The sequence below is a fragment of the Pseudomonas sp. R28(2017) genome, assembly GCF_002112505.1.
Lineage (GTDB): Bacteria > Pseudomonadota > Gammaproteobacteria > Pseudomonadales > Pseudomonadaceae > Aquipseudomonas.
In genome coordinates this window covers 1-21,758 of sequence record NZ_NEHW01000013.1, presented here as the reverse complement: position 1 = coordinate 21,758, position 21,758 = coordinate 1, and the positions used below count along the sequence as shown (strand labels likewise).

General features: G+C 65.4%; 20 protein-coding genes. 14 read left to right on the top strand and 6 right to left on the bottom strand.

Annotated elements, in window-relative coordinates:
- Positions 1–19 precede the first annotated feature (19 nt).
- From CAF78_RS21095 to CAF78_RS21085, 3 genes are all read right to left on the bottom strand, one after another.
- The gene (locus CAF78_RS21095; RefSeq protein WP_085677166.1) at positions 20–1,261 is read right to left on the bottom strand and encodes a TIGR03862 family flavoprotein; all 1,242 of its coding nucleotides are present in this window, start codon (positions 1,259–1,261) and stop codon (positions 20–22) included.
- Positions 1,262–1,410: 149 nt separating this feature from the next.
- Positions 1,411–2,325 (bottom strand): histone deacetylase, encoded by a 915-nt coding sequence (locus CAF78_RS21090; protein WP_085677167.1) that lies wholly within the window; start codon positions 2,323–2,325, stop codon positions 1,411–1,413.
- A gap of 38 nt (positions 2,326–2,363) precedes the next feature.
- A complete protein-coding gene (locus CAF78_RS21085) occupies positions 2,364–3,050 on the bottom strand; it encodes a histidine phosphatase family protein (RefSeq protein ID WP_085677168.1) in 687 nt (228 codons plus the stop codon).
- Positions 3,051–3,216: 166 nt separating this feature from the next.
- On the opposite strand from CAF78_RS21085, the gene CAF78_RS21080 reads away from it, so the two are divergent.
- The 7 genes from CAF78_RS21080 to CAF78_RS21050 all read left to right on the top strand — a co-directional run bounded on the left by CAF78_RS21080 (position 3,217) and on the right by CAF78_RS21050 (position 9,610).
- Positions 3,217–3,789, top strand: a complete 573-nt coding sequence (locus CAF78_RS21080; RefSeq protein ID WP_085677169.1) for a GNAT family N-acetyltransferase — start codon at positions 3,217–3,219, stop codon at positions 3,787–3,789.
- Positions 3,790–3,934: 145 nt separating this feature from the next.
- Positions 3,935–4,804: an acyl-CoA thioesterase II gene (tesB, locus tag CAF78_RS21075; protein ID WP_085677170.1), complete on the top strand. Its 870-nt coding sequence runs from the start codon at positions 3,935–3,937 to the stop codon at positions 4,802–4,804.
- Positions 4,801–5,391 (top strand): HAD family hydrolase, encoded by a 591-nt coding sequence (locus tag CAF78_RS21070; protein WP_085677171.1) that lies wholly within the window; start codon positions 4,801–4,803, stop codon positions 5,389–5,391. Before tesB ends, CAF78_RS21070 begins: the two co-directional genes overlap by 4 nt.
- 162 nt (positions 5,392–5,553) lie before the next feature.
- Positions 5,554–6,564 carry an NAD(P)-dependent alcohol dehydrogenase gene (locus CAF78_RS21065; RefSeq protein ID WP_085677172.1) on the top strand — a complete coding sequence of 337 codons (1,011 nt, stop codon included), beginning with the start codon at positions 5,554–5,556 and terminating at the stop codon, positions 6,562–6,564.
- A gap of 114 nt (positions 6,565–6,678) precedes the next feature.
- Positions 6,679–7,794 carry an ABC transporter substrate-binding protein gene (locus CAF78_RS21060; RefSeq protein ID WP_085677173.1) on the top strand — a complete coding sequence of 372 codons (1,116 nt, stop codon included), beginning with the start codon at positions 6,679–6,681 and terminating at the stop codon, positions 7,792–7,794.
- Positions 7,791–8,852 (top strand): iron ABC transporter permease, encoded by a 1,062-nt coding sequence (locus CAF78_RS21055; RefSeq protein WP_218189743.1) that lies wholly within the window; start codon positions 7,791–7,793, stop codon positions 8,850–8,852. The genes CAF78_RS21060 and CAF78_RS21055 overlap by 4 nt, the downstream gene beginning before the upstream one ends.
- Positions 8,849–9,610 carry an ABC transporter ATP-binding protein gene (locus tag CAF78_RS21050; protein WP_085677175.1) on the top strand — a complete coding sequence of 254 codons (762 nt, stop codon included), beginning with the start codon at positions 8,849–8,851 and terminating at the stop codon, positions 9,608–9,610. Before CAF78_RS21055 ends, CAF78_RS21050 begins: the two co-directional genes overlap by 4 nt.
- A 127-nt stretch (positions 9,611–9,737) precedes the next feature.
- Here the strand turns inward: CAF78_RS21050 and CAF78_RS21045 are convergent, their stop codons facing one another.
- The gene (locus tag CAF78_RS21045; RefSeq protein WP_085677176.1) at positions 9,738–10,436 is read right to left on the bottom strand and encodes a FadR/GntR family transcriptional regulator; all 699 of its coding nucleotides are present in this window, start codon (positions 10,434–10,436) and stop codon (positions 9,738–9,740) included.
- A gap of 260 nt (positions 10,437–10,696) precedes the next feature.
- Here CAF78_RS21045 and CAF78_RS21040 point away from each other — a divergent pair, with 260 nt between their 5' ends.
- Both CAF78_RS21040 and gudD read left to right on the top strand, forming a co-directional pair.
- Positions 10,697–12,049, top strand: a complete 1,353-nt coding sequence (locus CAF78_RS21040; RefSeq protein WP_085677177.1) for an MFS transporter — start codon at positions 10,697–10,699, stop codon at positions 12,047–12,049.
- 19 nt (positions 12,050–12,068) lie between these two features.
- A complete protein-coding gene (gene gudD, locus CAF78_RS21035; RefSeq protein WP_085677178.1) occupies positions 12,069–13,424 on the top strand; it encodes a glucarate dehydratase in 1,356 nt (451 codons plus the stop codon).
- Positions 13,425–13,516: 92 nt separating this feature from the next.
- Here the strand turns inward: gudD and CAF78_RS21030 are convergent, their stop codons facing one another.
- The gene (locus tag CAF78_RS21030) at positions 13,517–14,404 is read right to left on the bottom strand and encodes a LysR substrate-binding domain-containing protein (protein WP_085677179.1); all 888 of its coding nucleotides are present in this window, start codon (positions 14,402–14,404) and stop codon (positions 13,517–13,519) included.
- Positions 14,405–14,503: 99 nt separating this feature from the next.
- Between CAF78_RS21030 and CAF78_RS21025 the strand changes: the two genes are divergently transcribed.
- From CAF78_RS21025 to gabP, 4 genes are all read left to right on the top strand, one after another.
- Positions 14,504–15,454 carry a 2-hydroxyacid dehydrogenase gene (locus CAF78_RS21025; RefSeq protein WP_085677180.1) on the top strand — a complete coding sequence of 317 codons (951 nt, stop codon included), beginning with the start codon at positions 14,504–14,506 and terminating at the stop codon, positions 15,452–15,454.
- A gap of 175 nt (positions 15,455–15,629) precedes the next feature.
- Positions 15,630–16,973 carry an MFS transporter gene (locus tag CAF78_RS21020; protein ID WP_085677181.1) on the top strand — a complete coding sequence of 448 codons (1,344 nt, stop codon included), beginning with the start codon at positions 15,630–15,632 and terminating at the stop codon, positions 16,971–16,973.
- Positions 16,974–17,107: 134 nt separating this feature from the next.
- Positions 17,108–17,656 (top strand): LysR family transcriptional regulator substrate-binding protein, encoded by a 549-nt coding sequence (locus tag CAF78_RS21015; protein ID WP_085677182.1) that lies wholly within the window; start codon positions 17,108–17,110, stop codon positions 17,654–17,656.
- Positions 17,657–18,079: 423 nt separating this feature from the next.
- Positions 18,080–19,471 (top strand): GABA permease, encoded by a 1,392-nt coding sequence (gene gabP / locus CAF78_RS21010; protein ID WP_085677183.1) that lies wholly within the window; start codon positions 18,080–18,082, stop codon positions 19,469–19,471.
- A gap of 140 nt (positions 19,472–19,611) precedes the next feature.
- On the opposite strand, the gene CAF78_RS21005 is transcribed toward gabP, so the two are convergent.
- Entirely contained in the window at positions 19,612–20,475 is an 864-nt protein-coding gene (locus CAF78_RS21005; protein ID WP_085677184.1) for a LysR family transcriptional regulator, read from the bottom strand.
- A 247-nt stretch (positions 20,476–20,722) separates the two neighbouring features.
- Between CAF78_RS21005 and CAF78_RS21000 the strand changes: the two genes are divergently transcribed.
- On the top strand, positions 20,723–21,758 hold a 1,036-nt coding region (locus tag CAF78_RS21000), incomplete at its 3' end, for an MFS transporter (protein ID WP_085691050.1).

The window sequence follows — 21,758 nt, the reverse complement described above, 5'->3', positions numbered from 1 at the left end:
CCGCTTTGCGGCCCCAGCATCAGGCAGATCGCGCCAACCAATCCACTGCTGCACGCCCCGCCCGCAGCCCGCTGGCAAAGCAGGCCGTCAGCAGATACCCCCCGGTCGGCGCCTCCCAGTCCAGCATCTCGCCCGCACAGAACACCCCCGGCATCTGGCGAACCATCAACCCTTCATCCAGCCCTTCGAAGCGCACGCCGCCGGCGCTGCTGATCGCCTCATCCAGCGGTCGAGTCCGGACCAGCGTGATTGGCAAGGCCTTGATCGCCCGCGCCAGCGCCTGAGGATCAGCAAACGTCGCCTGATCCGTCAGCTCCCGCAGCAATCCCGCCTTGACCCCGTCGATCCCCAGCTGGCTGTGCAGATGCTTGGCCATCGACCTTGACCCGCGCGGCTTGGCCAGCGCCTGGGCAATTTTGTCCACAGGCTTGTCCGGCAGCAGGTCGAGCAACAGCCTGGCTTGCCCTTGGTGCTCGATGGCCTGGCGCAGCTGTGCCGACCACGCATACACCAGGCTGCCCTCGACGCCCTGTGCGGTGAGGATGAACTCGCCCTTGCGCGGCGCCATGCCGGGTACGCTCAGGGCAATGTTCTTCAGCGGGGCCCCCGCAAACTTGTCCACAAGCAGCGGGCTCCAGCCTTCGACCTCGAAACCGCAGTTGCTCGGCCGCAGCGGCGAGATATCCACAGACCGTTCGGCCAGCAATGGCTGCCAGGCACCATCGGAGCCGAGCCGTGCCCAGCTGGCGCCACCGAGAGCCAGTACCACCGCCTCAGCCTTGACCTGCAGTTCACCCTGTGGATAAGCGATGCGCAAGCTTCCGTCGGCGTTCCAGCCCAGCCAGCGATGACGGGTGTGGATAACTACGCCGTTGTCGCGCAGGCGCTTCAGCCAGGCGCGCAGCAGTGGGGCCGCTTTCATGTCGGTCGGGAATACCCGGCCGGAGGTACCGACAAAGGTTTCGATACCCAGCCCGTGAATCCACTGGCGCAGCGCGTCGGCATCGAAGTCGCGCAACAGCCCGCCGATCTCGGTCTGCCGCTCGGCGTAGCGCGAAACGAACTGTGGATAAGCTTCCGAATGGGTAATGTTCATGCCACCGACGCCGGCCAGCAGGAACTTGCGGCCCACCGATGGCATGGCGTCGAACACTTCCACCGCCAGGCCCGCCTGGGCCATGGCTTCTGCGGCCATCAGGCCGGCAGGGCCGCCGCCGATAACGACGGCCAGGGGAGGGGAAGCGGGGGATTTTTCTGACATGGTAGGCAGCAGGCTGTGGAAAAGACTGCACATTCTAGCGCAGCCGGGACCCATGAAGCACTGAACAAAAAATGATCAGTCTTCTACAGCCCACGCGGGTAAAGGGCTGCAGCGCCTTTCCCGCAGGTTATCCACAAGCGGTTCCACAGTCATTGTGAACAACCGATGACCCGTGCAGCACTGTGGTGAAGAATACCGTGGCGCTTGGCCAAGGCTTCACGGTCCTTGCTGTAGCCCCCACCGATCACCCCGACCACCGGGATGTCGCGGCCCAGGCAGTGACGCATCACCCGCTCGTCACGCGCAGCCAGGCCTTGGTCGGTGAGCTGCAGGTAACCCAGGGCATCGTCCTTGTGCACATCGACGCCAGCGTCGTACAGCACAAGGTCGGGTTGATACAGCGGCAACAGGTAGTTCAGCGCATCGTCCACCACCTTCAGGTACGCCGTGTCGCCCATGCCCCGTGGCAGGGGAATGTCCCAGTCACTGTGGGCCTTGCGTGCCGGGAAGTTCTGCTCGCAGTGCAAGGACACGGTGATGGCGTCCGGGGTGTCGTGGAGGATGCGCGCCGTGCCGTCGCCCTGGTGCACATCGCAGTCGAAGATCAGCACCCGCTGCACGCGGCCGGCTGCGAGCAGGTAGCGGCTGATCACCGCCAGGTCATTGAAGATGCAGAAGCCGGCCGGGTGGTCGTAGTGAGCGTGGTGGGTGCCGCCGGCCAGGTGGCAGGCGATGCCGTGCTGCAGTGCCATTTCGGCGGTCAACAGCGAGCCGCCTACCGCGCGCACGGTACGCCGGGCCAGGGCTTCGCTCCAGGGCAGGCCGAGGCGGCGCTGGTCCTCGCGGGACAGCTCGCCGTTCATGTAGCGCTCGATGTAGCTACGGTCATGGGCCAGGGCGAGGATATCGTTGGGGCAGATGTCCGGGCGCAGCAGGGCCTGGTCGGTGGTCAGCCCGCTGTCCACCAGGTGGTCGCGCAGCAGGCGGAACTTGTCCATGGGAAAGCGGTGCTCGGCGGGGAATTCCGGGCTGTAGTCTTCGTGGTAGATCAGCGGCAACGGCATGGGGAGTTCGCAATCGGGGCCAGCGCTGATCTTGCCAGTTATTTCCCTACGCTGGCCAATACGCGTTGCCAGTCTGGCTCGTTCAAGCGGCCAAGGATCCGTGCCTTGCCGTTGGCGTCCACCGAGACGAACAGTGCGCTGGCGTAATTGCTCTCGCGTTCACCACCGGCCACGTGTTGCTGCCGGGCGAAATGGTCGATGCAGCCATTGTGGGTCACCAGCACCAGGTTGTGCCCCGCACGCTTGCGCGCCAGTGCTTCACTGGCGAACTGGTTGTCGCAGCTTTCCAGCCAGGCTTCGCTCGGTACGGCCTTGCCCAGGATGAAGTGCGCCGTTTGCTGCGTGCGAACTTTAGGGCTGGCAAGCACGTCGGCATCGCTCAGGCCCAGTTGCTTAAGCCCTTGGCCAACCCGCGTGGCGGCCTCGCTGCCTGCCACGGTGATGCCCGTGGGGTCGTTCAGGCACGGGCCGGGCGCGCTGTCGCAACGTTCGGCATGGCGGATCATCACGATCACTGCACCGTCGGCCCAGTCCTGCAGAAGGCCGCTTTCGCTCAATTGCCGTTCATTGCCAAGGTCCACGACATGGGCCCTCGTCGCCAGCCAGGTGGTCACCGCCGCGATGACCATGCACAGGCCCAGAGCGGCACCAAGGGCTTTGCGTGACATGCGTCGCTTGCGACGGGCGTGGATGGCGGGGTGGCCCAGGGTGTTGCTCGGTTGCATGCGTCACTCCAATGGCGCGGCGGTGGTGTGGGGCATTGTGCGCAGCCGTCTGTCGGGGGCCGGTGAAGGGGTTGTGAAAATTGCATTCCGGGCGCTGCCGGTTGCATGAAAAACCTGGCCACGCCTACGCTGTCAAAAGGCACAGCGCAAAACCGGAGCTCGCCCCATGCCCCCCATCCTCCACCTGGAAAGCGCACGCCTGGTGCTGCGCCAATGGCACGATGACGACCTGCGCGAATTCGCCGCGCTGTGTGCCGACCCGCAGGTGATGCGCTATTTCCCGGCGCCGATGACGCGGCTCGAAGCGGCGGCGCTGATCGGCAGGATTCGTGGGCACTTCAACGAATACGGCTTCGGCTTGTGGGCCCTGGAGCGAAAGGACAGTGGGGCGTTCATCGGCATGACGGGGCTGCTCAATGTCAACTTCGACGCGCCCTTCGCCCCGGCGGTGGAGATTGGCTGGCGCCTGGCGCGGCGCCACTGGGGCCTGGGTTTTGCCAGCGAGGCAGCATGGACCTGCCTGCGTTGTGCTTTCGCCCAATTGCGCGTGGAGGAGGTGGTGTCGTTCACTAGCGAGAGCAACTTGCCATCGCAGAAAGTCATGCAGGCCATTGGCATGGTCCAGGACGCCAATGGCAGCTTCGACCACCCCCGCCTGCCCATCGGGCATCCGTTGCGCCCTCACGTGCTTTACCGCATTGACCGCGCACATTGGGAGCAGACCCTGCGTACTGAATGAGCCGCCATGCACGGCGTCAATGACAAACGCTGTATCATTTCCCAATCTGCAAGGTGCTCGCCGAAAGATGTTCAGCGCCTGTGAAACCGAGCGCCGCTTGCGCGGCGCATCGCGAGCACGCTCGCTCCTACAAGGAGAACCCCCGATGAGTCATGTGTTGGACGACCTGGTCGACCTGTTGAGCCTCGAGCCGATCGAGGAGAACCTGTTCCGTGGCCGCAGCCAGGACCTGGGCTTCCGCCAGCTGTACGGTGGCCAGGTGCTGGGCCAGTCGCTGTCGGCGGCCAGCCAGACGGTCGAGGATGCGCGCCATGTGCATTCGCTGCACGGTTACTTCCTGCGCCCGGGCGATGCCAGCCTGCCGGTGGTGTACTCGGTCGACCGTGTGCGCGACGGCGGCAGTTTCAGTACCCGGCGGGTGACGGCAATCCAGAAGGGCCAGCCGATCTTTACCTGCAGCGCGTCGTTCCAGTACGACGAAGAAGGCTTCGAGCACCAGGTGCAGATGCCCGACGTGGTCGGCCCGGAAAACCTGCCGACCGAAGTCGAGCTGGCCAGCGCCCATGCCGACAAGCTGCCTGAGCGCATCCGCGACAAGGTGCTGTGCGCCAAGCCGATCGAGATCCGCCCGGTCACCGAGCGCGACCCGTTCAACCCCCAGCCCGGCGACCCGGTGAAGTACGCCTGGTTCCGCGCCGACGGCACGCTCCCTGACGTCCCGGCGCTGCACAAGTACCTGCTGGCCTACGCCTCCGATTTTGGCCTGCTGACCACCTCGCTGCTGCCCCATGGCAAGTCGGTGTGGCAGCGCGACATGCAGATCGCCAGCCTCGACCATTCGCTGTGGTTCCACCGCAACCTGCGTGCCGATGAGTGGCTGCTGTACGCCACCGACAGCCCTTGGGCCGGCAATGCCCGTGGTTTCTGCCGCGGCAGCATATTCAACCGCGCAGGCCAGCTGGTGGCGTCGTCGACCCAGGAAGGCCTGATTCGCCACCGCAAGGACTGGGCATGAGCCTGGGCGAAATCCGCAACTGGGTGTTCGACATGGACGGCACCCTGACCGTGGCGGTGCACGACTTCGCCGCCATCCGCGTCGCCCTGGACATCCCGGCCGAGCACGACATTCTCACCCACCTGGCGGCGCTGCCGGCGGCGGAGGCGGCAGCCAAGCATGCCTGGCTGCTGGAGCATGAACGCGACCTGGCGATTGCCTCGACCGCGGCCACGGGGGCGGTGGAGCTGGTGCGTGAGTTGGCCGGGCGCGGTTGCCGCCTTGGCATCCTCACCCGCAATGCGCGGGAGCTGGCGCATGTGACGCTGGAAGCGATCGGCCTGGCCGACTGCTTCCAGGTCGAGCACATTCTCGGGCGCGACGAAGCAGAGCCCAAGCCCAGCCCGGATGGGCTGTTGAAGATCGCCAGTGCCTGGGGCGTGGCGCCCGGCGAACTGGTGATGGTCGGGGACTACCGCTTTGACCTGGACTGTGGGCGGGCCGCTGGCGCGCGCACGGTGCTGGTGAATCTGCCGGATAACCCGTGGCCTGAACTGGTGGATTGGCATGCGGCGGATTGCCGGGCATTGAGGGTGCTTTTGGGCTGAATGTGCTGTTGCCAGTGAGGGCCTGTTCGCGGGCAAGCCCGCTCCCACAGGTACACCGCAGGGCTCAGGTCTGCAGAGCCCCTGTGGGAGCGGGCCTGCCCGCGAAAGGGCCGGTAATGGCTATGCTGAACCCCAGTCTTTCCTCTGAATGGAGCCTCACCCATGACCAGCAAGGCCATCTATGTGCAACCCGGCGGCGGCTACGACAAGGTCGAGATCGGCACCTGTGAGGCCCCGGCGCCCAAGGCCGGCGAGATCACCGTGCAGCTGCACGCCAGCTCCCTCAACTATCACGACTTCGCCGTGGTCAGCGGCATGTGGGGGCCGAGCGAGCGGCGTATTCCGATGGCCGACGGTGCTGGCGAAGTGGTCGCGGTCGGTGCCGGGGTGAGTGAATTCAAGGTGGGTGACAACGTCGTCAGCACCTTCTTCCCCGACTGGCTCGATGGCCAGGCCAATGTCGAAGGTTTTGGCCGGGTGCCCGGTGATGGCCTCGACGGCTATGCTCGCGAACAGGTGACCGCTGCGGCGACAGCCTTCACCCTGGCGCCCCAGGGTTTCAGCCACGCCGAGGCCGCGACCCTGACCACCGCGGGCCTCACTGCCTGGCGCGCGTTGATGAGCGATGACCACCTCAAGTCCGGCGACACGGTGCTGGTGCAGGGCACCGGCGGCGTGTCGATCTTCGCCCTGCAGTTCGCCAAGCTGGCGGGTGCCACGGTCATCGCCACGTCGTCCAGCGATGCCAAGCTCGAACGCCTCAAGGCCCTCGGCGCCGACCACCTGATCAACTACAAAAGCACTCCGGCCTGGGGCGAGAAAGCCCGTGAGCTCACCGGCAATCGCGGCGTCGATCATGTGATCGAAGTGGGCGGGCCGGCGACCCTGGAGCAGTCGATGATCGCCGCGCGCATCGGCGGGCATGTGTCGCTGATCGGCATTCTCACCGGCGTGGCCGGGCAGTTGCCGCTGGTGCAGGCACTGGTGCGGCAGATCCGCCTGCAAGGGGTGCTGGTGGGCAGCCGTGCGCAGCAGCAGGCAATGGTGCGGGCGATCGATGCCAATGGCTTGCGGCCGGTGGTGGACAAGCATTTCGAGCTGGAGCAGATCGTCGAGGCGTTCCGCTATCAGGAAAGCAACCGGCATTTCGGCAAGATCTGCCTGACCTGGTGAAACTGTAACGACGGTTCGACAAGCCAATACATTTGCGCACATCGGCAGGGGAAGGCGGCTGGCTAGAATGCCCCGCTTCAGATGCGACTGATTCTCTGCAAGAGGATTCCCCCGATGTGCTTCCCTTCCGTTATACGGCGGCGCCTGCTGCTGGCCCTGATGCTGCTGGCGGGTGCTGCCGGCTTTGCCCAAACCGCCAACGCGCTGACAGTGACCGACGTGCTCGGGCGCAAGGTCGAAGTCGACCACACGCCGCAGCGCATCGTGCTCGGTGAAGGGCGGCTGTTCTTCGCCCTGGCGCTGCTCGACCGCGACAACCCGTTCCAGCGGGTGGTCGGCTGGCAGAACGACATGCGCCTGCTCGACCCGCACACCTATGAGGTCTACGCCAAGCTGTACCCACAGGTGGCCAAGCTTCCTTTGATCGGCCAGGCCTCCGAGCAGAGTGTCAGTGCTGAGCAGATCCTCGCGCTCAAGCCGGACCTTGCGGTCTTCAGCATCGCCGGTGAAGGCCCGACCCAGCACAGCCCGGTGGCCGACCTGCTGGAGAAGGCCGGGGTGCCGGTGCTGTTCATCGACTTCCGCGTGCACCCGATGCGTAACACGCGGGTCAGCATGCAGGCGCTGGGCACCTTGCTCGGGCGTGAACAGCAGGCGCAGGAATACCTGAGCCTGTACGACCGCCACCTCAAGCACATCACCGACAGCGTGGCCGGGCTCACCGCCGGTGAACGGCCCAAGGTGTTTCTCGAACTGCTGGCGGGCGTGTGGCAGGCACCGGGGCATACCACCGGCAAGAGCGGCCTGGGCAGCGTCGTCGAGGCGGTCGGCGGGCACAACATCGGTGCCGACGTGGTGCCGGGCGCGCTGGGCGACGTCAGTGTCGAATACGTGCTGCAGGCCGACCCGGACGTGTACATCGCCACCGGCAACCGTGCGCCGGGCGTGCTGCTGGGCGCGGGTGTTTCCAGCGAGACGGCCCGCCAGAGCCTGGCGAAGATCACCGCCCGCCCCGAGTTCGCGCCGCTGCGGCCGATCCAGGCCGGGCAGGCCCATGGCTTGTGGCATGACTTTTACAACTCGCCGTTCAACATCCTGGCGATCGAAGCCATGGCCCGCTGGGTGCACCCTGAGCGCTTCCAGCAGGTCGACCCGCAGGCCACCCTGGCTGAAATCAACCGGATGCTGAAGGTAGGCCTGGACGGCCAGTACTGGGTCGACGCCAAGTGACCGCGCTGGCTCAGGAGGGCGCGGCGCTCGCGGCCTGGCATTACCGCCGCGTGCTCTGGCGGCGCACCTTGCTGGTGTTGGCACTGGCGCTGTTGTTGCTGCTGTCGGTGCTCGGTGACCTGGCCAGCGGTGCCTCGGGCATGGGCCTGGGGCAACTGCTGCACGGCATCTTCGACCCGGCGACGCTGAGCGCCACCGAGCGGGTGATCATCTGGAACGTGCGCCTGCCGTACTCACTGATGGCGGTGCTGGTGGGTGCGGCATTGGCGCTTGCTGGCGCCGAGATGCAGGCGATCCTCGACAACCCGCTGGCCAGCCCCTTCACCCTCGGTGTGTCGTCGGCGGCGGCGCTCGGTGCATCGCTGGCGATTGCCTATCCACTGGGTATCGCCTGGTTTGCGCCAAGCGCGCAGGTGACGGTGATGGCCTTTGTCTTCGCCTGTCTGTCGGTGGTGCTGCTGCAGGCCATGTCACGCTTGCGTGGCGCAGGCGTGGAGAGCCTGGTGTTGTTCGGCATCGCCCTGGTGTTCAGTTGCAATGCGCTGGTCTCGCTGCTGCAGTTGCTGGCCACCGAGGACGTGCTGCAGCAACTGGTGTTCTGGACCTTGGGCAGCCTGGCCCGGGCCAACTGGCAGAAGCTTGGCATTCTCGCCCTGGTGCTGGCGCTGCTGTTGCCGTTCTCGCTGCGTGCCGCGCCGGCCATGACCCTGCTGCGCATGGGCGAGGACCGTGCACGCAGTTTTGGCGTGGACACCCGGCGCCTGCGCCTGGCCTCGCTGCTGCGCATCAGCCTGCTGTCGGCGACGGCGGTGGCGTTCGTCGGCACCATCGGTTTCGTCGGCCTGGTCGGGCCGCATATCGCCCGCTTGCTGGTCGGTGAGGATCAACGCTTCCTGCTGCCGGCCAGTGCGCTGGTGGGGGCGTTGATGCTGTCGTTGTCGTCGCTTGCCAGCAAGCTGATCCTGCCTGGAGTGATCGTGCCGGTGGGCATCGTCACGGCGCTGGTCGGGGTGCCGGTGTTCGTGGTGCTGGTGTTTCGCCGGGGGAGAAAACTGTGAGCCTGCTGATCGATGAAGTGGCGGTCACCTATGGCGCGCGGCAGATCCTGCAAGGGGTGAGTTTGCCGGAGCTGCCGGCCGGCAGCCTGGTGGCGCTGGTCGGGCCCAACGGCGCGGGCAAGTCGACCTTGCTGCGGGCGCTGGCGGGGCTGGAGCGGATGAAGGGTGGCTTGAGCCTGGATGGCCAGGACGTGACCCGGCTGAGCTTTGCCGAGCGCTCGCGGCGGCTGGCCTACATGCCGCAGCAACTGCCTCCGGGGATTGCCCTTGGCGTGCTGGAGAGCATTGTCGCGGCGCTGCGTGTGAGTGGTGCGGATGACTTGCTCGGCAGCGCTTATGAGGCATTGCGCCAACTGGGGATCGAGGCGCTGGCCGAGCGCTCGCTCGATAGCCTTTCCGGTGGCCAGCGGCAACTGGTGGCACTGGCGCAGTTGCTGGCGCGCAATCCGCAGGTGCTGGTGCTCGATGAGCCGACCAGTGCGCTGGACCTGCATTACCAACTGCGGGTGATGGGCGCGGTGCGCGAGCGGGTGGCGGCGCATCGGTTGCTGGCGGTGGCGGTATTGCATGACATCAACCTGGCGGCCAGCCATGCCGATTGGCTGGTGGTGTTGCGCGAGGGCAGGGTGGTGGCGTGCGGGGCGCCGCAAGAGGTACTGCAGCCTGAGTTGCTGGCCGAGGTATATGGTGTTGAGGCGCGGGTCGAGTGCTGTTCGCAAGGGCGCCTGCAGGTGCTGGTGGATCGGGCGCTGGCCTGAGCTTTTTGGGTTGCCTGTGCTGGCCTCTTCGCGGGCAAGCCCGCTCCCACAGGTCCCTCACAAGATTCTGGCCTTGTGATGATCCTGTGGGAGCGGGCTTGCCCGCGAATGGGCTGCAACGCAGCCCCTAGTCCGGCAGAAGGCGGTCCCGGCTGTTTGACAGGTGCAGGCAGATCGCCGCCCGCGCCGCATCCGGGTCCTGCCGGCGGATGGCATTGAGGATCGCCTCATGCTCAAGGTTGGCCAGGTACGCATGCCGCGCCAGGTTGGCCCCGGCGCGTTCGGCCAAGGCCATTCGATTGCGTGGGATCAGCCCGTTGCCCAGCTGCGCCATCATCTCGCTGAAATACAGGTTGCCGGTGGCCTCGGCGATCAGCAGGTGAAAGCGCCGGTCAGCCTCGATGCAGCTGTCCCCGGCGGCCGCCAGGTCCTGATAGTCATCCAGCGCCTTGCGCATGCGCGCCAGCTGCTCGTCACTGCGGCGCACGGCGGCGAGGGCCGCCGCCTGGCCCTCCAGGCCGATGCGCAGCTCCAGCAGGTCACGCACGCTCGCGGCATTCTCCGCCCCCACGCGCAAACCCGCCTGGCCCTGGCGCGCCATCACGAACGTACCGATGCCGTGGCGCGGTTCCACCAGGCCTGAGGCCTGCAACTTCGACAGCGCTTCGCGGACCACGGTGCGACTGACGCCATGCTCGCGTACCAGGGTGTTCTCCGAAGGCAGCTTGTCCCCAGGTTTGAAGGTGCCCAGCAGAATCTGCTGGGTCAGGCTCGACACCAGGTCGTGGGCGCGGCTGTGACTGCGTTTGGCGGGGGATGTATCCATGGCGATATCCGGGACTGGGTTGCTTGTACGACAAGTTAACCAATAAAAATATTTCTTGCCTGGTTTTTCTCTGCACGGTGCACGCCTGTTTTAAGCGATGGCGGCATTATCGACGCAATATTGCTATTTATCAGCTTGTATTTTGCCATTTAAGCGACATTCGGCATCTTGTCGTACAACCTCGCTGCGCATATGCTCCATTCCACTGTCATGTCAGACAACTTCGACCCGCACAAAAACAATTAGTGGGAGATCTACCTGTGAACGACACCCTCGCTCCGTCTGCCCGGAATGAAGGCGACGCTTTGGCCAGTGCCGTGGCCAAGGTCAAGCGCCACGTCCTGCCGCTGTTCGTCATCATGTTCATCGTCAACTACCTCGACCGCGTCAACATCGGCTTCGTCCGCCCGCACCTGGAAAGCGACCTGGGCATCAGCGCCGCCGCCTTTGGCTTCGGCGCCGGCCTGTTCTTCATCGGCTACGCGCTGTTCGAAGTGCCCTCGAACATGCTGCTGCAAAAGGTCGGTGCGCGGCTGTGGCTGACCCGCATCATGTTCACCTGGGGCCTGGTGGCCACCGCCATGGCCTTCGTCCAGAACGAAACCCAGTTCTACGTGCTGCGCTTCCTGTTGGGCGTGGCCGAGGCGGGCTTCTTCCCCGGGGTGATCTATTACTTCACCCGCTGGCTGCCGGCCGCCGAGCGCGGCAAGGCGATTGCCATCTTCCTCAGCGGTTCGGCCCTGGCGTCGCTGATTTCCGGGCCGCTGGCCGGCGCGCTGATGCAGATCCAGGGCCTGGGCCTGCATGGCTGGCAGTGGATGCTGTTCATCGAAGGCATGGCCTCGGTGGCCCTGTGCTTCTTCGTGTTCTTCTGGCTCGACTCCAAGCCGCAGGATGCCAAGTGGCTGAGCCAGGCCGAACAGGACGCACTGGTCGCGACCATCGACCGCGAGCAGCGTGAGCGCGAAGCCGTCGGCGCGGTGAAGCCTTCGGCCTGGAGCCTGCTCAAGGACCGCCAGATCGTGCTGTTCTGCCTGATCTACTTCTGCATCCAGCTGACCATCTACGCCGCCACCTTCTGGCTGCCGAGCATCATCAAGCGCATGGGCGACCTCAGCGACTTGCAGGTCGGCTTCTTCAACTCGATCCCGTGGCTGATCTCGATCATTGCCATGTATGCCTTCGCCGCCGGCTCGACGCGCTGGAAGTTCCAGCAGGCCTGGGTTGCCGGCGCCCTGGTGGTCGCTGCCATCGGCATGTTCATGTCCACCACCGGTGGCCCGGTGTTCGCCTTCGTCGCCGTGTGCTTCGCCTCCATCGGCTTCAAGTCGGCCTCGTCGCTGTTCTGGCCGATCCCGCAAGGCTACCTGGATGCGCGCATCGCCGCGGCCGTGATTGCCCTGATCAACTCGGTGGGCAACCTCGGCGGCTTCGTCGCCCCCACCACCTTCGGCCTGCTCGAGCAGCAGACCGGCTCGATCCAGGGCGGGCTGTATGGCCTGGCCGTGACCTCGGTGCTGGCGGCCATCGCCATCTTCTTCGTACGCATTCGCCCGAAGGGCGCTCCTACTGACGACCTCAAGGCGCCTTCGGCCTTGGGCCAGACCCACTGATGACTGCGAGACAACAACCATGAACCTGCAGACCAACCCCGCTGTTCACACCAGCACCCCGGTCGTCACCGAGCTGCGCGTGATCCCCGTCGCCGGCCACGACAGCATGCTGCTCAACCTCAGTGGCGCCCATGGCCCGTACTTCACCCGTAACGTCGTGGTGCTGCGCGACAGCGCTGGCAACACCGGCCTGGGCGAAGTGCCCGGTGGCGAGAAGATCCGCCAGACCCTGGAAGACGCCCGCAGCCTGGTGGTCGGCCAGCCGATCGGCCATTACCAGCGCGTGCTCAATGCCATGCGCCAGACCTTCGCCAACCGTGACTCCGCCGGCCGCGGCCTGCAGACCTTCGACCTGCGCATCACCGTGCACGCGGTGACGGCCATCGAGTCGGCGCTGCTCGACCTGCTCGGCCAGCACCTCAACGTGCCGATGGCGGCCCTGCTGGGCGAAGGTCAACAGCGCGAGGCAGTGAAGATGCTCGGCTACCTGTTCTACATCGGCGACCGCCAGCAGACCGACCTGGCCTACCGCAACGAAGCCGATGCCGATGACGACTGGTTCCGCCTGCGACACGAGAAGGCCCTGACCCCGGAAGCGGTGGTGCGCCTGGCCGAAGCGGCCAAGCAGCGCTACGGCTTCAGCGACTTCAAGCTCAAGGGCGGCGTGCTGCGTGGCGAGGAGGAAATGGAAGCAGTGACGGCCTTGGCCGAACGCTTCCCCGAAGCGCGCATCACCCTTGACCCGAACGGCGCCTGGTCGCTGAAAGAGGCCATCGCCCTGTGCCGCGACAAGCACGCTGTGCTGGCCTACGCCGAAGACCCGTGCGGTGCCGAGAACGGCTATTCGGGCCGTGAAGTGATGGCCGAGTTCCGCCGTGCCACTGGCTTGCCGACCGCCACCAACATGATCGCCACCGACTGGCGGCAGATGGGTCATGCGATCCAGTTGCAGTCGGTGGACATCCCCCTGGCCGACCCGCACTTCTGGACCTTGCAGGGGTCGGTGCGGGTGGCGCAGATGTGCAACGACTGGGGCCTCACCTGGGGCTCGCACTCGAACAACCACTTCGACATCTCGCTGGCGATGTTCACCCAGGTGGCGGCGGCGGCGCCGGGTGAAATCACGGCCATCGACACCCACTGGATCTGGCAGGACGGCCAGCGCCTGACCCGTGATCCGCTGCGCATCGTCGATGGCCATGTGCGGGTACCGGCGCGGCCGGGGCTGGGGGTGGTGCTGGATGAAGACCAGCTGGCCAAGGCCCATGAGTGCTACCGCAACATGGGGTTGGGCGCGCGGGATGACAGCGTGGCGATGCAGTTCCTGATTCCAGGGTGGAGCTTCGACAACAAGCGGCCTTGCCTGGTGCGTTAAGGCTGCTGGCCTCTTCGCGGGCTCGCCCGCTCCCACAGGGTCTTGTGCAGTACCTGTGGTAGCGGGCGAGCCCGCGAACAAGCCAACACCATTTACCCTGCTTCAAAGAATGCCCGCGCCATCGCCACAAAGGCCCCCAGCACCGGGTTAGGGTTATCCCGGCAAAACGCCAGAAAGATCTCTGCCTGCTGCTCCATTCCCCCCAACGGCTTGAACACCACCTGCTCCAGGCGCAACGCCTGCGCCGAAGCCGGCACCACCGCGCAGCCCAGCCCGACATTGACCAGGCCCAGGATCGAATGCGTCTGCCCCAGCTGATGCAGATACCGTGGCTGCACCTCATGCCGGGCAAACAGGTTGGCGATACGGTCGTGGAAATAGCGCCCTTCGTTGGCGCTGTACATCACGAACGGCTGCTCATCGAAATCGCTCGGCCTGAGCCGCTCGCGTGCTGCCAGTGCATGCCCGGCGGGCAGGGCCGCGACGAAGGGTTCGCAGTGGATCGGCAGGTACTCCACGCGCGCGCTGGGCAGCACCTGGCGCACCAGGCCGACATCGATCAGGCCGGCCTCCAGGTCGTGCACCTGGGTGGAGGAGACGCGCTCGCTGAGCACCAGCTCGATGTCCGGCAAGGTCTGCCCGGCGTGCACCAGCAAGCGCGGGATCATGCTGTAGGCGCCGACGGCGGTGAAGCCCAGGGTCAGGCGGCCGGCTTCGCCATGGGCGATGCGCCGCGCCGACTGGCTGGCCGATTCGGCAACTTGCAGGATACGCCGGGCGTCTTCGAGAAAGCTTTGCCCGGCCAGGGTCAGGCGTGCCTGGCGGTTGTTGCGCTCCAGCAACAGCACCCCGAGGGAATGTTCCAGCAGCTGGATCTGCCGGCTCAGCGGTGGCTGGGTCATGTGCAGGCGGGTGGCGGCGCGGCCGAAATGCAGCTCTTCGGCGACCGCGACGAAGCAGCGCAGCTGGTGCAGCTCCATGATTCAATTCCTGAATTATTCGATCCATCATCTATATTAGACCTGTATCAAATGCGGGCCTAGCATCGAGTCATGTCTTCGAACTGCCGGATGCCCAGGATGAACAACCCTTCCATCGACGTGCTGCTGACCCAGCCCGTGCCAGAGGCCATTGATGCCCAGCTGGTCAGCGCCTACCAGGTGCATCGCCTGTATCAGCATGACCACCCGCAGCAGCTGCTCGCCGAGGTTGGTCCGCGCATTCGCGGCGTGATCACCGGCGGTGCCAAGGGCCTGTCGAACACGCTGATGGACCAGCTACCCGCCCTCGAGATCATCGCCATCAGCGGTATCGGCACCGATGCCGTGGACCTGCGCCATGCGGCCAGCCGCGGCATCCGCGTCACCACCACACCCGGCGTGCTCACCGCCGATGTGGCCGACCTGGCCATGGGCCTGATCATCAGCACCCTGCGCCGCCTGGGCGAGGGTGAGCGGCTGGTGCGCGACGGTTTGTGGGGCACGGTCAACCTGCCACTGGCACGCAAGGTCAGCGGCATCGAACTGGGCATCGTCGGGCTGGGCGAGGTGGGCAAGGCTATCGCGCGCCGCGCCGCTGCATTCGACATGCGCATTGCCTACAACGGGCGGCGCGAGCAGCCAGAAACCGGTTACCGCTATGAGGCCGACCTGGTCGCGTTGGCGCGGTCGGTGGATGTGCTGGTGGTGGCAGCGTCCGCCGATGGCGGCCAGCTACTGGTGACGGCAGAAGTGCTCGATGCGCTGGGGCCGAAGGGGTACCTGGTGAATGTGGCGCGCGGCAAGTTGGTCGATGAAGACGCGCTGGTCGAGGCGTTGCGTGAGCGGCGCATTGCCGGGGCCGGGCTGGATGTGTTCGTCGACGAGCCATCAGTGCCGCCGGCGCTGCGTGATCTGAACCAGGTTGCACTGCAGCCGCATCGGGGCAGCGCCACGCTGCAGACCCGGCTGGAGATGGGGCGCATGGTGCTGAACAACCTTGAAGCCTGTTTTCGCGGCGAGGTGCCGCCGAATCAGGTGATCGACCTTTAGGGCCCTTTCGCGGGCAAGCCCGCTCCCACAGGAATGCCACGGTGTTCGGCATCTCTGCAAATTCTGTGGGAGCGGGCTTGCCCGCGAAGAGGCCGGTACAGGCAACACAAGGCCCAAGGGCCGCACCTTCTCCGCACAAGAACAATCGCTTCCATCGAGAAGCAAGAGGGTCCACATGAACAGCAAATCCGCCGTCGCCGCATCGCAGGCCGTGGCCGGGGTCGGTCGCCATCGCTTCCTGGTCCTGGCGCTGATCTTCGTCATCACCGTCATCAACTACGCCGACCGCGCCACCTTGTCGATCACCGGCACCGAAGTACTGAAAGACCTGGGCCTGGACCCGGTGATGCTGGGCATGATCTTCTCGGCCTTCGCCTGGGCCTACGCCCTGGGCCAAGTCCCCGGTGGCTGGCTGCTCGACCGCTTCGGCGCACGCCGGGTCTATGGCGTCAGCCTGATTCTCTGGTCACTGTTCACCCTGTTGCAGGGCACGGTCGGCTGGCTGGGGCTGGCCGGTGTTTCGGCGGCAGTGGCGCTGTTTTCCATGCGCTTCATGCTCGGCCTGGTGGAGTCACCGGCGTTCCCGGCCAACTCGCGCATCGTCAGCTGCTGGTTCCCCACCCGTGAACGCGGCACGGCCTCAGCCCTGTTCAACTCGGCGCAGTACATGGCCGTGGTGCTGTTCACCCCGCTGATGGCATGGATGACCCACACGCTGAGCTGGGAGCAGGTGTTCATCTGGATGGGCGTGCTGGGGCTGGTGCTGAGCGTGGTGTGGTTCCGGCTTTATCACGAGCCGCACAGCGCGCCGGGGTTGAGCCGCGAAGAGCTGGACTACATGCGTGAAGGCGGTGCCCTGGTCGACCTGGAAAAGGAACGCAAGACGGCCAGGAGCAAACCGACCCGCGCCGAGATCGCACAGCTGTTCACCAGCCGCAACCTGTGGGCGGTGTACCTGGGCCAGTACTGCATCACCGCGCTCACCTACTTCTTCATCACCTGGTTCCCGATCTACCTGATCAAGGGCCGTGGCATGACCATCATGGAGGCCGGCTGGGTCGCCGCGCTGCCGGCCATCTGCGGCTTCACCGGCGGCATCCTCGGCGGCTTCGTCTCGGACTGCCTGATCCGCCGTGGCGTGCACCCTTCCAAGGCACGCAAGACCCCGTTCGTGATCGGCATGGCGCTGTCTACCAGCCTGGTGCTGGCCAACTATGTGGAGGGCAACGCGGCGGTGATCGCGCTGATGACCCTGGCCTTCTTCGGCAAGGGCCTGGCGGCGGTGGGCTGGGCGGTGCTGTCGGATGTGGCGCCGAAGAAGATGGTCGGGCTGTGTGGCGGCGTGTTCAACGGCATCGGCAACATCGCCGGCATCGTCACCCCGCTGGTGATCGGCTACGTGGTCGCCAGCACGGGCTCGTTCCACAACGCACTCTGGTTCGTGGCCGCCCATGGCGTGCTGGGGATCTTCGCTTACCTGTTGCTGGCCAGGCGCTTCGAGCGTACCGGGCAGGCGTAGGCAGACGCCTGAGCAACAGAGGCCCCGGGAAACCGGGGCTTTTTTGTGTGTGTCACAACCTGGTCGGCTGGCGGTTGAGCAGCGGCAAGCGATGCGGTGATACTGCGGCAAAGACAATACGACCAGGCCCACGGATGCGGCACGAAATCCAGACCCTGTCGGCGCAGGAGATCCCGCGCAAGCTCGACCAGTTCGAACTGGACCTGGGCTTGAGCTACCTGGACGACCAGCCGCTGGCCGCGTGTTCGGTGCGCACGGTGTTTCGCGAGCGCTATGTGCTGGTGGCGGCCGAGGAGGCCAGTTTCGACAGCAACCAGCCATTGAGCTGGGAGGCCGCGGCGCGCCTGCCGTTGTGCCTGCTGGCGGCGAAGATGCAGTGCCGGCAGGGGATCGATGCGATGTTCCAGCGCCAGGGGTTGGCAGTGGAGCCGCGGGTGGAGACCGATTCGTTGACGGCGCTGTGCGCCCATGTGCGGCAGGCGGGGTTGTTCAGCATCTTGCCGCACAGTGTGCTGTGCCAGGCAGATGGGCCCTTGGCGGCGCGGGTGCTGGTGCCGGAGTTGAGCCGCGAGATGGGGTTGCTGGTGCGGGATGAAGCGGTGCGCAGCCCGCTGCTGGCGGCGGCCTTGAGGGAGTTGGAAAGCCTGGATCTGCAGGGCTGGGCAGATCGGGTTTTACCGTGAGACTTGTGCCGGCCTCTTCGCGGGCAAGCCCGCTCCCACAGGTAATGCACCAGATTCAGAATGGGTGGTGATCCTGTGGGAGCGGGCTTGCCCGCGAAGAGGCCAGGCCTGGCAACACACATCCGGATGAAAAACAAAAGCTTCAAATGGCCCGCTGGCGTAATCGGACATGCCATTCGCGACATCTGGCGTTTCTGGAAATGCGCTGTCGTGATCGAACAGTTCCGAGGCGTTCTCGTGTAATTTCCCACAGCCTTGCGGGGCTTAAATGAAGCCCGAACCGCACCGGCATCTTGCTCTGTGACGCGTGCCAAAGATCAACAACAGAGCACCAGCAACGTGTCGACTTATTGATTTGAAAGGAGATATTTTCGCCTACGCCTGCCCGTCCTTCCTTGTGTCAGCAAAAAGAGAACAACATCAATGAACACCGTGGGATCTGATGGCAACCTTGCACAAGGTTTCAAGCCACGTCATGTAACGATGCTGTCCATCGCCGGCATCATCGGCGCAGGACTTTTCGTCGGCTCCGGGCACGCCATCGCGGCGGCCGGGCCAGCCACCATTATTTCGTACTTCGTGGCCGGCACGCTGGTGGTACTGGTCATGCGCATGCTCGGCGAAATGGCCGTTGCACACCCGGACACCGGATCGTTCTCCACCTACGCTGACCAGGCCATCGGCCGCTGGGCCGGCTATACCATCGGCTGGCTGTACTGGTGGTTCTGGGTGCTGGTGATCCCGATCGAAGCGCTGGCGGCGGGGCATGTGCTCAACGCCTGGTTCCCCGATATCCCCAGCTGGATCTTCGCCCTCGCCTCGGTGCTGTTGCTGGCGGGCACCAACCTGTTCAGCGTGGCCAAGTACGGCGAGTTCGAGTTCTGGTTCGCCATCCTCAAGGTCACGGCAATTCTCGGTTTCATCGGCCTGGGTTTCGCCGCGCTGATGGGCTGGCTGCCCAACCGTGAAGTCAGCGGCCTGAGCGGGCTGATGGCCGAACATGGCGGCTTTGTGCCCAAGGGCTGGTCGGCGGTGATCGGTGCGTTCATCACCGTGATGTTCAGCTTCATCGGCACCGAAGCCGTGACCATCGCCGCCTCCGAATCCAGCGACCCGTCGCGCAACATCGCCAAGGCCACTCGCTCGGTGATCTGGCGGATCAGCACCTTCTACATCCTGTCGATCTTCGTGATCATCTCGGTGGTGCCGTGGAACGACCCGCAGCTGGCGGTGGTGGGTTCGTACCAGCGCGCGCTGGAAATCATGAACATCCCCAACGCGGCCTTCATGGTCGACCTGGTGGTGCTGGTGGCGGTGACCAGCTGCATGAACTCGTCGATCTACATCGCCTCGCGGATGATGTACTCGCTGGCCAAGCGCGGCGACGCCCCGGCGTTTCTCAACAAGACCTCCAAGGTCGGCGTGCCACGCGCCGCAGTGTTCGGCAGCACCCTGATCGGCGCTGCCATCGCCATCCTCAACTACTTCGCACCCAAGGGCGTGTTCGAGTTCCTGCTGGCCAGCTCCGGCGCCATCGCGCTGCTGGTGTACATGGTCATCGCCATCTCCCAGCTGCGCATGCGCCGCCGCCTGGAGCGCGAGAACACCGAGTTGAAGTTCCGCATGTGGCTGTTCCCGTACCTGACCTGGGCAGTGATCATCTTCATCGCCGGCGCGCTGGCGGTGATGATGTACACGCCTGAGCACCGGGCGGAAGTGAGTTCGACCTTGGGCCTGGCGATCGTGATTTCCTTCCTGGGGATCGTCACCTCGCGGGGACATGCGCAAACGGTGGGGGCGCGGTCGATGGGGTGATTGAGTTCACCTTGCAACAAGGGCGAGGGCACCAGTGGATGGGTGCCCTTCGTTTTTTGTGCCACGTCTGGAAATGTGAAGGGGCGGGAATGTGTTCGCCATGAACAGTCTCACCAGCGGTGAGACAAATTGTTCGAGGTCTAATCGCTTACCATCTCGATGTACCTGTTCACAGCCGGCGCCTTCTCGAAGCGCCGGTGCACCAGGCTCAACCACGAGCTGGGCTGGCAATCGGCAATCCGCCGGTAGTTCACCTGCGGCAGGCTGAGGCGCTGCACCACCGACTCGGGCACCACTGCGATCCCTTGCCCCAGCGACACCAAGGTAATCACTGCTACCAGGCTGCCCGGTTGCGGCCCCAGCCGTGGGACGAAGCCACCCTGCGCCGCCGCCTCCAGCGTGCCGGAAATCTGCTCGGGCAGGATGAAGGTCTCGTTGGCCAGGCGCGCCGCCGGAATCTGCGGCAGTTCGTTGATCCGCGAACTGGCGGGCAGGGCGAGCACGAAGCCTTCCTGATGCAAGGCAATGGCTTCGAGTTCTTCTGGCAACTCCATCGGCGAGCGCACATAGGCCAGATCAAGCAGGCCATCACGCACCATGCCCGGCAACTCGGCCATGGGCAGTTCACGGATGTTCAGGCGCACGCCGGGGTGAGCATCACTGAAGCTGATCACCTGCCGCTGCAACATGCCCGAGTACGCCGCCGATGCCACGTAGCCCAGTTCGATACGCCCGCTTTCACCCCGGCCGGCACGCTGCGCGCCCAGCTGCGCGGCATCGAACTGGCGCACCGCCTGCTCGGCCTCGATCAGCAGCGCCTGCCCGGCAGCGGTGAGGTTCACTTCGCGCTGGTTGCGCTCGAACAGCCGCACACCCAGCTCGCGCTCCATGTCCTGGATTTGCCGGCTGAGGGTGGGCGGGGCGATGCCCAGCTGCTCGGCGGCACGGGTGAAGTGACCGTGGCGGGCGACACAGAGGAAGTAGCGAAAGTGACGGATTTCCATGCGGTGTTACCTGCAAGCTAATGACGCGGTCCCTTGAGGCTAACAAGCTTCGGGGCTGCTGGCATTAAGGTGAGTCCACCATGCAGGGGACCGCTGCGCGGCCCATCGCCGGCAAGCGCGGCTCCCACAGGTACAGTGCAAGACCCAAGGGCGCTGTACCTGTAGGAGCTGGCTTGCCTGCGATGGGCTGCAAAGCAGCCCCGGCGATCTCAAACCAGGCAACAAGCTCGCCTCACGGAGCCTCTCCATGCCTTCTGCACGCTTCACCCTGCTCACCGCCTCCCTGGTCTGCGCCCTGATCATCCTCGACACCAACATCGTCGCCGTCAGCCTGCCCAGCATCGCCCGCGACCTGTCCGGCTCGTTCGCCGATATCGAATGGGTGGTCAGCGCCTACCTGCTGGCCTTCGCCGCCTGCCTGCTGCCCGCCGGCAGCCTGGCCGACCGCTTCGGTCGCCGGCGCATGCTGCTGATCGGCCTGGCCGTGTTCGCCATTGCCTCGCTGGCCTGCGGCGCAGCCCCCAGCCTGCTGTTTCTCGACCTGGCCCGGGCGGCCAAAGGCGTGGGCGCGGCAATGCTGCTGACCTCAGCCCTTGCCGCCATCGGCCACCGCTTCCACGAACCCCAGGAACGCCTGCGCGCCTGGGCATTCTGGGGCGCCTGCATGGGTGCGACCATCACCTTCGCGCCCCTGCTCGGCGGCGTCATCGCCAGCACCCTCGGCTGGCGCTGGATCTTCTACATCAACCTGCCGCTGGTGGCGGTGCTGGTGCTGATGGTGCTGCGCAGTGTCGAAGCGTCACGCGACAGTGATGCTGCACGGCTCGACCCGATGGGCAGCCTGACCTTTGCCGGCAGCCTGGGCTGCCTGATCTGGGCGATGATCGAGGCCAACCAGGTCGGCTGGACCAGCGTCGATACGCTCGGGCGCCTGCTGATCAGCGCGTTCCTGATGGGGCTGTTCATCATGGTCGAAAGCAGCCAGGAACGGCCGATGATCGACCTGCAACTGATGCGCAGCGGGCGCTTCGTTGGGGCCTTGCTGGGTATGTTCGCCTATGCGTCGTGCGCGCAGGTGATGATGACGCTGTTGCCGTTGTATCTGCAGAACGGGCTGCAGCTGTCGGCGCTGGCGGCAGGGGCGGGGATGTTGCCGTTTGCCGTTGCGATGTTGCTGACGCCGCGGTGGGGGATGCGCTTGGCTGTGCGTTTGAGCCCGGCGCAGGTGTTTGCCCTTGGGTTGGTGTTGGTGGGGGTGGGGAATCTGCTGTGTGCCTGGGCTG

Bases quoted from the DNA above. Each gene is read 5' to 3' on its own strand.
- CAF78_RS21065 (WP_085677172.1), top strand. From the start codon at position 5,554: ATGACCAGCAAGGCCATCTATGTGCAACCCGGCGGCGGCTACGACAAG.
- tesB (WP_085677170.1), top strand. From the start codon at position 3,935: ATGAGTCATGTGTTGGACGACCTGGTCGACCTGTTGAGCCTCGAGCCG.
- CAF78_RS21015 (WP_085677182.1), top strand. From the start codon at position 17,108: ATGCGGCACGAAATCCAGACCCTGTCGGCGCAGGAGATCCCGCGCAAG.
- gudD (WP_085677178.1), top strand. From the start codon at position 12,069: ATGAACCTGCAGACCAACCCCGCTGTTCACACCAGCACCCCGGTCGTC.
- CAF78_RS21045 (WP_085677176.1), bottom strand. From the start codon at position 10,436: ATGGATACATCCCCCGCCAAACGCAGTCACAGCCGCGCCCACGACCTG.
- CAF78_RS21020 (WP_085677181.1), top strand. From the start codon at position 15,630: ATGAACAGCAAATCCGCCGTCGCCGCATCGCAGGCCGTGGCCGGGGTC.
- CAF78_RS21025 (WP_085677180.1), top strand. From the start codon at position 14,504: ATGAACAACCCTTCCATCGACGTGCTGCTGACCCAGCCCGTGCCAGAG.
- CAF78_RS21070 (WP_085677171.1), top strand. From the start codon at position 4,801: ATGAGCCTGGGCGAAATCCGCAACTGGGTGTTCGACATGGACGGCACC.
- CAF78_RS21080 (WP_085677169.1), top strand. From the start codon at position 3,217: ATGCCCCCCATCCTCCACCTGGAAAGCGCACGCCTGGTGCTGCGCCAA.
- CAF78_RS21095 (WP_085677166.1), bottom strand. From the start codon at position 1,261: ATGTCAGAAAAATCCCCCGCTTCCCCTCCCCTGGCCGTCGTTATCGGC.
- CAF78_RS21090 (WP_085677167.1), bottom strand. From the start codon at position 2,325: ATGCCGTTGCCGCTGATCTACCACGAAGACTACAGCCCGGAATTCCCC.
- CAF78_RS21030 (WP_085677179.1), bottom strand. From the start codon at position 14,404: ATGGAGCTGCACCAGCTGCGCTGCTTCGTCGCGGTCGCCGAAGAGCTG.
- CAF78_RS21005 (WP_085677184.1), bottom strand. From the start codon at position 20,475: ATGGAAATCCGTCACTTTCGCTACTTCCTCTGTGTCGCCCGCCACGGT.
- CAF78_RS21085 (WP_085677168.1), bottom strand. From the start codon at position 3,050: ATGCAACCGAGCAACACCCTGGGCCACCCCGCCATCCACGCCCGTCGC.
- gabP (WP_085677183.1), top strand. From the start codon at position 18,080: ATGAACACCGTGGGATCTGATGGCAACCTTGCACAAGGTTTCAAGCCA.
- CAF78_RS21060 (WP_085677173.1), top strand. From the start codon at position 6,679: ATGTGCTTCCCTTCCGTTATACGGCGGCGCCTGCTGCTGGCCCTGATG.